The following is a 12,159-nucleotide window of genomic DNA, read 5'->3' as shown; positions in this document are numbered from 1 at the left end:
TAGTAATACTTTCTGCTATATTCATGCATTTCTCCTCTTATAAAACGAACTAAGAGGCTAGCGATTTAAGCAGACTTTTTCATTGTAATACTACTATATATAGTATCATAACCTAAAATATTTGTCAAAATCTTGTCGTATTGTTTAATTATTTCTTAAGGACCAATTATTTACATTTCAACAAATTAGTCAATTCGTTTTGTAATAACGGTAGGACGTTTACAATATACCCTATCTCTTGATATTACCTGTTTATAAACATCCTCTACTCTACCGGCAAATACTTCGGATGAAAAAGTTTTAGCCATTTGTATTGCATTCCTTGAATAGTCGGTTTTGGTATCTTTAAATAACACCTGGTCCAATCCATAATAAAATCCTTTTTTATCTGTAAAGGTATATCCATTTTGTCCATTAATCAATATATTATCCAGACATTTATCTTCCCTTGCCACCACCGGTAAACCACAGGCTAATGCTTCAATATAGGTCAGTCCTTGGGTTTCGCTTTGTGAAGCGCTGACGAATACATCTCCCAGCCTGTAATACAGACCAATGATGTCCCAGGGTTGTGATCCGGTAAATATAACCCGTTCTCTGATACCTAGTTGTTTTACCAAAAGCTGTAATTTATCCAAAGCAGGTCCGCTACCGACTATTACAAATTTAACCTCTTCCCTCGTTTTCATATATTCCGGCATTGCGGTTATAATCTCTTCCAAATTCTTTTCAAGAGAGACACGACCCAGATAAAGCAATACCTTATTATCTTTCGTGATTTTATATTGTTTTTTCAATGCTAAAACTTTCTCCTTTGTATAATTCCTAGCATCAAATTTATACAAATCTATACCGGTTGGAACAACTGAGATCTCCTTATGAACACTGTATTTTAATAAAAGCTGTTTGGTTTTTTCTGTCGGAACAATTACTTGTTCTACCGTATTACAGCAAACCTTAGAATAAACTCTGGCAAATGCCTTGGCTTTTTTATCCAATGCTTTAAATCGGGTTAGGTAGTGGGTATAATCTTCATAAATAGTATGATAGGTATGAACGATAGGTAGCTTCAATTCTCTAGCCATAATACGTCCAAAAATACCAAGGGAGAATTCTGTATGGGTATGAATAATATCCAGATTCAGTTTCCGTATGATTGCAGCCAGCTTAGGTTGGTAGAACAATCCAACCCTTCGCTCTGATATAAAAACAAAAGGCTTGCTGGGAACACGGAATACATTTAACTCATGATTCGGAGCTCCCGGTGTCTTAGTTGTAAAGACATAAACATTATGTCCTCTTTTCTCCAGTTCTTGTTTCAACATATAAACAGAGGTAGCAACACCGTTAATCTCCGGATAATAAGTTTCGGTAAATAAACCTATATTCAAATTTTATCCCTTCCTTTCCCCGAACAAATAATTCCAAATAATTTATTTTATAATAATTTATTTATACCGAAATGTAAAGATAATATAAATATACCCTGACCAAATTTATAGAAACTTAGTCAGGGCATTTCATATTAATATGATTAACTTAATACTACTAATTTATTTATAAACACAATATCATTCTAGTATAAGGGGATGTCAGGATCTTGTATCACACCAAAATAAGCAGGTTTTTTCTCTAAGTTATCATCAAATAATAAAGGATAACTTGGTTCATTTGCTTTATTAAGCCAAGACCTTCCATCGATTGTTCCCCAGAAGGTAACATTAGTTAGGTTTACTCCCTCGTCCCTCCACTTTTTGAAATAAAGGAACATTCTTTTATAACGAGTCGCCTGTTTCATAATATCTTCCTCAGTATTGCCTTTTAAATCAACATCAAGCTCAGTAACCTGAAGCTCAACATCAAGTTCTGCATAAGCACGAACAGATGCATCAATGTCGGTTAAGGATGGCGCATCCACTTTAACGTGAGTCTGCATTCCGATACCATCAATATTACCCTGTTCTTTTATCTTCTTAACAAGCTTTGTAATTGCAACTACTTTGGGGGTTTCTTCCGTATTATAATCATTATAGAATAACTTCACATCAGGATCCGCATATTTTCTAGCATATTCAAATGCTTTCTCAATGTATTCATCACCAATTGTACGATACCAATAACTTTCTACACGAAGGCCATCCGGATGTCCTTCACCAGGATTTATTGCCTCGTTTACTACGTCCCAAGCATAGATAACTCCCGGATAATTTGTCTGATAATACTCCAGCACCTGCTTAATGTAGTTTTCCATTCGTTTCAACATTACTTCTTTGGAAACTAATGGAGCATCATGTTTCATAGAGTAACCCTCAGCAAAAAACCACCGGGGCGTCTGGCTGTGCCAAATCAAAGTGTGACCTCTCATCTTAAGTCCATTTTCTTTTGCAAACTTAATACCGCCCTCTGCCGCATTAAATTTGACTGCCGGACTTTCATTATATTTTGGATCCGAGATAGAAGTATGATAATCCAGAATTGCGTCGGGCTTCATTTCGTTTTCCATAGTCAGACTGTTAAAATGGGTAAGAACCAGTTCTTTTAATTCAGCGTTTCCAACTCCGCTGCCATTTAATACTGCACCTACCGTAAAATAATCCGCATAGATATCTTTCACTACAGCATTTTTATAATCAATCGGTACCGGTGTCGGTGTTGCTGTTGGTGTTGCCTCAGGAGCCTCAGTTGGTGCAGGTTCCTCCGCCGGTACAGCCGTAGGTGTCGGTGTTGCTGTATTGTTCTTATCGTCTGCTTTACAGCCGGCCAGTACTGTAATTGCTATTAGCAGGATCATGATTAGTACAATCATTTTCTTAATTTTATGCATTTCAATTGTTCCTCCTTTAGGACCTTGTACTCATGCAATCTATTTTTCAATATAGCAAATTATAAGTTGCGTGTCAATTCATAAATACATTGCTCACTTTTTGTCCCATTATTAACTAATTTTACAATTTTATAGAAGTTTTACTTTATTTTTTACATAAACAGAATTATAATGAAAGAATAGTATATAATTATAAATAAAAATGAAAGGATGATTAACCATATGAAAAAATTCGGAAAATTTATATTTGGAACCCTATCGATCGCAACGGTTGCTGCAGGTGCCTATTATCTTTATAAGAATTTTATTAAGAAAGATACAACCGATGATTTTGATGATTTTGAAGATGATTTTGAAGACTTTGATATTGATGATGAAGATGATATGGATTCAAGAGAATATGTATCTATTAATATCACATCCGACGAGGAAGAAGTTTCTGCAGAACCTGAGACCCAGGATGACGTAGATGCATCCGAGGAAGAAAAATAATGCGAATAGCATAAATAGACTACTTAATATATTCTATTATAAAATCGGAAGAAACGCTTCGTAGGTTTCTTCCGATTTATTGCATTACTCTCGGCATGTCGTGATACAAGAGCCACTATTTATCATAGGTAACATCTAAGCCTGTTACTATTATTACTATCATTCATTATATTTATTTATATTTCTTAAGTAATTTTCCTATATCCTGAACAAATCCTTCCTGATCAGCCAAGTTATATACGGTATAGGATGTCATATCTCCAATCATATAATTGATTGCAACATTATTCCCTATCTCGACGATTAGTTGATCTTCTTCACCGGATACTTCGATTCTATAATAATTCCCATCCAATTGATCCGTTGTGACCGTAAATACATGATGGCTCATTACAGAATAAAAATCAGTTATGCTTATCTGCTCGGAAAGGGTTGCTTCTATACTGCTGGAAACATCAATAATCTTAATTGACTTAACCTTATCTAAACCAATTGGGAAAGCCATGTCAAAGGTAATCTCATCCTTATTCCTGATACCTGCTGTAACTTTCAAATCGTCATATTCATTATCTTGGATAGAAGCGATAAACTCATCTTGCGAAAACTTATTATCTTCCTCTGTAGTTTGGCCAGCTTCTTCCATCTGTACAGAATCGGCTTTCTCCATATCACCTTCGTCTGCTGCTATACCGAGTGTTAACTCCGGTGCCTCTGCTGCTTCCTGAGATTCCTCACTCGTCATCTTTGTATATACTTTTGATTCTTCCTTGCCCATATTTTCATCGCCATATAGTTCAATACCCGTACTACTGTCATCTGCAGCAGATTCAGCATTATTCGAACGGTCCCCTTTCATTCCTATGCCGGATATCATTTTAATTGCATTAAAACCAGCAAATAATACCAGGGCTGCCGCTGCGACTCCTGCAAATCTTCGAACATATCTAGTCATAGGAATTACCTTGTCTTTATTCGTTGTATCCTCATGATCAGCTTTCACTGTATCTTCATCCGTCTGGTTTTTGATTGCTTGTAGTGTTCTATTAATAAGATCCTCTGAGACACTGATTTGCCCTTTTTCTAAGGAAGTGTTCAGATGTGATTTTATATTCATATCATCCATTTCAATATTAATATCCTTATTTTGATCAAAACTCATCTGAAATCCTCCCTTCTAACAATTGTTTTAGCTTCTGCCTTGCCCTGGACAATCTGCTCTTCGCTGTTCCCTCTGCTATGCTTAAAGCCTGTGCTGCTTCAGAAACCGACATTTCCTGAAAGTAGACACAAAGTACCACATCCCTATATTTTGCCGGCAGAGAAAGAACCGCATTCTTAATCAGATCGTTCGTGTCCTGCTTTTCTACATCTTCATAATCAGAATCACTGATAATCGCATCCTCTTGATACTCCATCATAGGAACGACTCTCCTGTTCCAAGCACTTTTCAAAAAATCTTTACAGGTATTAATCGTAATCCGAATAATCCAGGTCTTGATACTTGAATTACCCTCAAAGGTAGAAAGCTTTTGATTTACCTTGATAAACACATCTTGAAAAATATCTTCTGCCGTATGGATGTCCTTAACATACATATATGCCGTTCGAAGAACGTCGTTACCATATTGTCTGATTAAGGTCTCTATATCATATGCAGGTGATTTTTCAAAGAGGTCATTTTGAATTTCCTTTTGCATCCTATTATCCCCCTATATTAAAACCCTTTATAATCATCTGTCAAAATCTTGCTTGCTAAACCTAGTATACATGGACATGCAGATGATGTAAATGATAAAATGGATGCAGAGGGAACTGTTTTCCCTTCTTACTGATTAGACGCACATCCTATCGTTATCGTTCCATAAATTTGACGGATTTTGCAGAGAAATATTTACCATCTCTATTTAACGGAGACCGTATACCGGGTGTCTATAAAAATACAATTTTCATTATCTAGTAATTCTCGATTTCGATTTTTCACTTGATACAGTCTGTGACAAAAATTAATCATGCTTTTCTGTATTTTTCTTCTCATAAGTCATACGGTACAGGTTGGCGTAGATACCGTCATTTTTTAATAATTCTTCATGGGTTCCGGTTTCCTTTATTCCTTCCTCTGTAAGTACAAGTATTTTCTTGGCATTCTTTATCGTAGATAATCTGTGGGCAATAACAAAGGTGGTACGGTTCTTTGCTAATTTCTCCAAGGAATCCTGTACTACTTTCTCACTTTCATTATCCAAGGAGGAGGTAGCTTCATCAAAGATTAAGATAGGTGGATTTTTTAGGAATACCCTTGCTATACTTAATCGCTGTTTTTGTCCTCCTGAAAGCTTAATTCCCCGTTGTCCTATATTGGTGTGATAACCATTTGGAAGTCCCATAATAAACTCATGGGCATTGGCATTTTTCGCAGCCTCCACCACTTCTTCCTCAGAAGCATCTGCCCTTCCATAACGAATATTATCCATAACAGTTCCGGCAAACAGGTATACATCCTGTTGTACAATACCTATATTTTTTCTTAGAGAGCTAAGAGTTATATTGCGAATATCAATATCATCTATGGTGATATACCCTTCCGATACCTCATAAAATCTTGGTATTAGACTGCACATGGTAGTTTTCCCGACACCGGAAGATCCCACCAAAGCCATATAATCACCGGCGTCTACCTTAAGATTAATATTCTTAAATACTTCAGATACGGTATCATTATATTTAAATGCAACTTGATGAAATTCTATCTCACCTTTAACCTCATTAAGATTAATTGCTTCCGGTTTATCTTCAATGTCCGGTTTTATTTCCAGAATTTCATAGAAACGATCGAAACCGGTCATACCATGTTGGAACTGTTCTGTAAAATTAATCAGTTTTTTTACCGGATCAATCAATGTGTTTATGTATAACAGAAAGGTAAGCAGGTCACCAACATTGATCAACTTATTGGCGATAAATAATCCTCCCCCTGCGATTACCGCTACATTAATCATACCGGTAAACAAATTTAAGCCAGAGTGAAAAGAAGCCATATTCCAGTAGCTTTCTCGTTTACTATCTACAAATCTAGAATTCCCCTCCAGAAATTTTTCTATTTCTAAAGTTTCATTGGCAAAGGATTTCACCACCCGAATTCCGGACAAATTATCCTCAATCTGTGCATTAATGTCCGCTATTCTTTCCCTATTTTTACGAAAGGCTCTGCTCATCCTTTTCCTCATATATAATGCAAACGCAAACATAATGGGAAGGAAGGCAAAAACGATTAAGGTAAGAGGCAGATTAATTTGAATTAATATAACAAATGCTCCGACAAACTTAATGGTTGATATAACAATATCCTCAGGGCCATGGTGACATAGCTCCGTAACCTCAAATAAATCATTGGTAATACGGGACATTAACTGACCAACCTTCTGATTATCGTAAAAGTTAAAGGATAGCTTTTGATAATGCTCAAAGATGTCATTACGCATATCATATTCCATCTTAGCACCCATAATATGTCCTTTATAAGCTGTAAAGTAGGTACTTATAAATTCCAGAAGTAGAAGTCCCAGCATGACAAACAATAATTTGATGATAATCGGACTGGCCTGTGTTATGTTCATCTGCACTAAGACATGATTTGTTATATATCGTACGATCATGGGATATACCAAGGATATGGCAGCTGCAGTCAGCGCAAAGAACATATCTGCGAAAAACAGTCCCTTATAAGGCTTATAATAGGATAAGAATTTTTTTGATTTTTTACTCATACCAACCTCCATCATGCCGTTACTTGGCAACTTAATAACTCCAAAGATTTTATCTAACTACTATAATACAAAAAGGCCCTGTAATTCAAGGAATTTTTGTAATCATTTTTTATCTTGATTATTCTTACAAAAAACCTTGAAATACATGGCCCTTATTCGTATAAAGCAAATATCCGCTTTCTATTATGAAATTACACCCAAAAACCGCTGATAGCTTTATAAGTTAGGCTTAAACCTTATTATTTTTCTTGTCTATATTCCCATAGCGGTTATTTCTTACTTATACAATGTCTATTAAATAATAAAGAATGAATTAATCAACTACTTGGATAATCGCTTTGCCAGATCATACATATATTGATCGATATCCTTCGTCATTGCTAACGCCTCTTCAATATCATAATCCACAAATTCACCATTCTTATGAGCTACTACCCTGTTTGAGGCACCGGCAATTAATAAATCTACCGCCTTGGCTCCCATGGCTGTAGCATAATAACGGTCCCTGGCAGTTGGACTACCGCCTCTTTGTGCATGTCCGATAATCGTTGCTCTTGTTTCCATTCCGGTCGCTGCCTCTATCCTTTTTGCCATGCCGTGGGAATCTCCGATGCCCTCAGCATTGATAATAATATAATGTTTTCTTCCCGTTTCACGTCTCTTATTAATCTTATCAATAATATGCTGTTCATCATAATCATAACGTTCCCTGATTAAGATATCCTCTGCACCATTGGAAACACCACACCATAATGCAATATATCCCGCATTTCTACCCATAACTTCTATAATACTGCATCTTTCATGGGAAGTGGAGGTATCTCTAACCTTATCAACGGTTTCCATTGCCGTATTTACAGCCGTATCAAAACCGATGGTATAATCTGTACAGGTAATGTCAAGGTCAATGGTTCCAGGAATACCAACCGTATTCACCCCACGCTTTGCTAAAGCCGCCGCTCCTTTAAAGGACCCATCACCGCCGATTACCACCAGACCGTCAATACCATGCTTCTTGCAGATTGCAGCACCTTTATCCTGACCCTCCGGTTTGATAAATTCCAAACAACGGGCAGTATAAAGAATTGTACCGCCTCTTTGGATAATATCCGAAACACTTTTATTATCCATATCGATTATGTCTTCTTCCAATAAACCATTATAACCCTTTCTAATACCTTTTACTTTAATCCCTGCTGCCAGTGCAGTTCTTACCACCGCTCTGATTGCAGCATTCATTCCCGGCGCATCCCCACCGCTTGTTAATACTCCAATTGTTTTAATCTGATTACCCATTATTTATACCTCCGTTTTATTTTACAGTATTGTATTCTAATTGATTTTTCGTCTGTTTTCAATACTCTTTTCGGTCACACGAATATTTTTATCCGAATAAACTGTCTTTAGTTTGCTAATCAACTCTTGATTCACCTTAATACTTCTGCTTTTGGGCAGCAGTTTCATCTGTTTTTCCTCTTCACAATATATAATCACTGAATCGGAGCCGTCATATTCGCTTAAAATTGCATATAATGTCTGTTCATCCTTTTGAAACGCTTCAACATTTTTGTATTTAATCCAAAGTTCCTGAGGAATACTATCAAAGGGTATTATCTCCTGACAGATTAGTTTAGCGGCTTTCTCTTCCTCAGCTGTTACTTTACCGCGAATAAAGATTTTAACATCATTCGAAAGCATACTCTTATATTTCTCATAATCTCTCGGAAATATGATGACTTCTACAACCCCAAACATGTCTTCTAATAAGACAAAGGCCATCGAAGCATTATTTCTGGTAGTCTTTACTGTAATATCAATCACCATACCACCGATTAACTTAATCTCACCGTCAATCACCTTAGGTTTGTCGGTCTCCTCATCAATCATAAAATCGCCGGAATATGCATTTACATTTTTATTAATTCTGTCCTCATAGGCCTCCAAGGGATGACCACTGACATAGATACCCAGAACTTCTTTTTCAAATGCCAATAATTGGTCCTTACTATATTCCTCCACATCCGGTAAGGCAATTTCATAACTTAATTTTTCCTCTTCCTCTGCAAAATCAAATAAGGTCATCTGTCCTGTCAAAGATTTTTTCTTTTCGGCTGCTATCTGATCTATAATCTGTATATAGCTCATCATCAACTGTCTTCGATTGGTATGAATATTGGAAAATACACCGGCTTTAATAAAGCTTTCTATCGTTCTTTTATTAACCTCCTTTCCGGAAAGACGTTCGGCAAAATCCTTAAGACTGCTAAAAGATCCCCTCTCTTCCCGCTCTGTTACAATCGCTTCAATCACCGGTCTGCCAATTCCTTTAATTGCGGAAAGGGCATAACGTATGGCTCCTTCGGATACAGAAAATACGGCCTGTCCTTCATTGATGTCCGGTGGTAATATCTCGATCCCCATTTGTCTGCAGGTATAGATATATTCTGCTACTTTACCGGGATTATCAATTACCGAAGTCATAAGTGCCGCCATAAACGCAACCGGATAATAACACTTTAAATATGCAGTCTCATATGAAATTACAGCATAGGCTGCCGCATGGGACTTATTAAAGGCGTATTTGGCGAAGTCCATCATTTCATCAAAAATATGATTCGCAACCTTTTCTGAAATTCCATTACCCACACAGCCGGGTATCCCTTCCTCCTTATTACCGTATACGAAGGTCTGCCGCTCCTTAATCATAACTGCTTCTTTCTTTTTTGACATGGCACGGCGCACCAAATCACTTCTTCCGTAGCTGTAACCGGCCAATTCACGAACAATCTGCATTACCTGTTCCTGATATACAATACACCCATAGGTAGGGGATAAAATCGGTTCTAACTGAGGACATTCGTATATAATCTTTCCTGCTTCATTCTTACCCTTTACATACTTTGGAATAAAGTCCATTGGTCCCGGACGATAAAGAGCTATGCCCGCAATAACGTCCTCTAAGGACCGAGGTTTTAATTCCTTCATAAAGCTTTTCATACCGGCACTTTCCAACTGAAAAATGCCCTCAGTTTTTCCTGAGGAAATCAAATCAAACACTTTACTGTCATAATAATCGATCTGTTTTATATCTATTTTATTCTCTAAATTGCGATCCTTATTTACCAACAATACTGCATTTTGAATTACAGTTAATGTTCTAAGACCTAAAAAGTCCATTTTTAAGAGTCCCAGTTCTTCCAAGGTTGTCATCGGAAATTGCGTTGTAACCGAATCATCAGAGGAACGAGTCAATGGAACATATTCATCAATCCTGTTCTTACCAATTACAACCCCGGCTGCATGCATGGAGGTATGTCTTGGCAACCCCTCCAAACGCTTCGACATATCAATGAGGTATTTGACCTCTTCATCACTTTCATAAAGTTGCTTTAACTCCGGATTGATTTTTAGCGCCTTTTCAATCGTAATACCGATTTCTGTCGGAATCATTTTAGCAACAATATCTACCTGTGCATAGGACAAGTCTAGAGCTCGTCCAACATCCCGAATTACTGCCCTCGCTGCCATAGTACCGAAGGTAACAATTTGTACCACCTTGTCCTTGCCGTATTTTGCTGTTACATAATCAATTACTTCCTGTCTTCGTTCAAAACAAAAGTCGATATCAATATCCGGCATAGTAAGTCTTTCGGGATTCAAAAACCTTTCAAACAGCAAACTATACTTAATCGGATCGATATCCGTGATTTCAAGGGAATAAGAGACCAGTGAACCGGCCGCACTTCCTCGCCCAGGACCAACCATGATCCCGTGGTCCTTGGCATATTTTATAAAATCCCATACAATTAAAAAGTAATCCACAAAGCCCATATCTTGTATCGTCTTTAGTTCGTAATTCAGACGTTCCCAAAGCTCATCAGAGACTTCCTCATATCGATTTTTCAGACCGTCCCTACATAGTTTCTCCAAATATTCGAAGGCTGTATAGGAGGTAGGTACCGGATAAACCGGCAGCTTATACTCACCGAAGGTTATTGACACATTACATCGTTTGGATATTTTATATGTATTTTCCAAAGCTTCCTTCGCATATGGAAAGATAGCTGCCATCTCCTGAGGTGACTTCAGATAATACTGTCCTCCCTCATAACGCATACGATTATCATCTGAAACCTTCTTTTGGGTCTGAATGCAAAGCAGAATGTCATGAGGATCAGCATCCTCAGCATAGGTATAATGAACATCATTTGTAGCAACCAGCTTTATTCCTGTCTCTGAGGAGAGTCTTAAAAGCGCCTGATTAACTGATTTTTGTTCGGGCATTCCATGATCCTGAAGCTCTAGAAAAAAATTATTATCACCAAAGATTTCCTTTAATTCAAGAGCAGCTTTTTTCGCTTCCTCATAAAAGCTTCTTCTTAAATTGCTGGCTACAACACCACCCAAACAGGCGCTTAAGGCGATGATGCCTTCATGATATTCCTTAAGAACCTCATAATCAATTCGCGGTTTATAATAAAAGCCTTCTAAAAAGCCCTTAGATACAATTTTCATAAGATTATGGTATCCTGTATTATTCTCAGCTAGTAGCACCAGATGGTGATATCGTTCTTCCGATGCCCCCGGCTCCCTATCAAACCTGGAATTTGGTGCAACATAAACCTCACAACCGATAATCGGTTTTATTTCCTCAGCCAGACACGCCTTATAAAAATCAATCACACCATACATCACACCATGATCTGTAATAGCCAGGCTGTCCATACCCAATTCCTTCGTACGAAGAACCATTTCCTTAATCTTACCGGAACCATCCAAAAGACTATATTCCGTATGTACATGTAAATGAGTATAGTTCATGCTCCCTCCTCCTTCCTTATTATCATCTTAAGGAAACTGCTATTTCCTATATTATTATAGTCTTTTCTTCATCATAACTTAATCTTTTCAAAACTTCAATTGTTTCATTCTTGGTTTTTACAATTTATATTGGTTCTATAATAAATATTGGGGTGGTACTTCACCCCGATATTTATTTGTAATAAAATACACTTATAAATCGCCTACCACTACTTTCGTACTGCCTCGCTAACACTATGAAAGAAGGTGATTTATAAG

General features: G+C 37.1%; 8 protein-coding genes. 1 reads left to right on the top strand and 7 read right to left on the bottom strand.

Annotated elements, in window-relative coordinates:
- Window positions 1-185: 185 nt before the first annotated feature.
- Window positions 186-1,391, bottom strand: a complete 1,206-nt coding sequence (locus I5677_RS00040) for a glycosyltransferase family 4 protein (protein ID WP_197659512.1) — start codon at window positions 1,389-1,391, stop codon at window positions 186-188.
- A gap of 185 nt (window positions 1,392-1,576) precedes the next feature.
- Window positions 1,577-2,824: an endo-1,4-beta-xylanase gene (locus I5677_RS00035; RefSeq protein ID WP_197659511.1), complete on the bottom strand. Its 1,248-nt coding sequence runs from the start codon at window positions 2,822-2,824 to the stop codon at window positions 1,577-1,579.
- 222 nt (window positions 2,825-3,046) lie between these two features.
- On the opposite strand from I5677_RS00035, the gene I5677_RS00030 reads away from it, so the two are divergent.
- A complete protein-coding gene (locus tag I5677_RS00030) occupies window positions 3,047-3,316 on the top strand; it encodes a DNA-directed RNA polymerase subunit delta (protein ID WP_197659510.1) in 270 nt (89 codons plus the stop codon).
- A 172-nt stretch (window positions 3,317-3,488) separates the two neighbouring features.
- Here the strand turns inward: I5677_RS00030 and I5677_RS00025 are convergent, their stop codons facing one another.
- The 5 genes from I5677_RS00025 to I5677_RS00005 all read right to left on the bottom strand — a co-directional run bounded on the left by I5677_RS00025 (window position 3,489) and on the right by I5677_RS00005 (window position 11,901).
- On the bottom strand, window positions 3,489-4,475 hold the full coding sequence (locus I5677_RS00025; protein ID WP_197659509.1) for a hypothetical protein: 987 nt from the start codon (window positions 4,473-4,475) through the stop codon (window positions 3,489-3,491).
- Window positions 4,465-5,013: a sigma-70 family RNA polymerase sigma factor gene (locus tag I5677_RS00020; protein WP_197659508.1), complete on the bottom strand. Its 549-nt coding sequence runs from the start codon at window positions 5,011-5,013 to the stop codon at window positions 4,465-4,467. The genes I5677_RS00025 and I5677_RS00020 overlap by 11 nt, the downstream gene beginning before the upstream one ends.
- Window positions 5,014-5,319: 306 nt before the next feature.
- The gene (locus I5677_RS00015) at window positions 5,320-7,080 is read right to left on the bottom strand and encodes an ABC transporter ATP-binding protein (RefSeq protein ID WP_197659507.1); all 1,761 of its coding nucleotides are present in this window, start codon (window positions 7,078-7,080) and stop codon (window positions 5,320-5,322) included.
- A 321-nt stretch (window positions 7,081-7,401) separates the two neighbouring features.
- A complete protein-coding gene (gene pfkA, locus I5677_RS00010; RefSeq protein WP_197659506.1) occupies window positions 7,402-8,376 on the bottom strand; it encodes a 6-phosphofructokinase in 975 nt (324 codons plus the stop codon).
- A gap of 36 nt (window positions 8,377-8,412) precedes the next feature.
- Window positions 8,413-11,901: a DNA polymerase III subunit alpha gene (locus I5677_RS00005; protein ID WP_197659505.1), complete on the bottom strand. Its 3,489-nt coding sequence runs from the start codon at window positions 11,899-11,901 to the stop codon at window positions 8,413-8,415.
- Between the last annotated feature and the right edge of the window lie 258 nt (window positions 11,902-12,159).

Origin of the sequence: Mobilitalea sibirica, from assembly GCF_015999265.1 — a bacterium.
Lineage (GTDB): Bacteria > Bacillota > Clostridia > Lachnospirales > Lachnospiraceae > Mobilitalea > Mobilitalea sibirica.
Note: the sequence above shows the minus strand (reverse complement) of the source record. Positions and strands in the feature narration are given on the sequence as shown.

Bases quoted from the DNA above. Each gene is read 5' to 3' on its own strand.
- I5677_RS00030 (WP_197659510.1), top strand. From the start codon at position 3,047: ATGAAAAAATTCGGAAAATTTATATTTGGAACCCTATCGATCGCAACG.
- pfkA (WP_197659506.1), bottom strand. From the start codon at position 8,376: ATGGGTAATCAGATTAAAACAATTGGAGTATTAACAAGCGGTGGGGAT.
- I5677_RS00015 (WP_197659507.1), bottom strand. From the start codon at position 7,080: ATGAGTAAAAAATCAAAAAAATTCTTATCCTATTATAAGCCTTATAAG.
- I5677_RS00035 (WP_197659511.1), bottom strand. From the start codon at position 2,824: ATGCATAAAATTAAGAAAATGATTGTACTAATCATGATCCTGCTAATA.
- I5677_RS00025 (WP_197659509.1), bottom strand. From the start codon at position 4,475: ATGAGTTTTGATCAAAATAAGGATATTAATATTGAAATGGATGATATG.
- I5677_RS00005 (WP_197659505.1), bottom strand. From the start codon at position 11,901: ATGAACTATACTCATTTACATGTACATACGGAATATAGTCTTTTGGAT.
- I5677_RS00020 (WP_197659508.1), bottom strand. From the start codon at position 5,013: ATGCAAAAGGAAATTCAAAATGACCTCTTTGAAAAATCACCTGCATAT.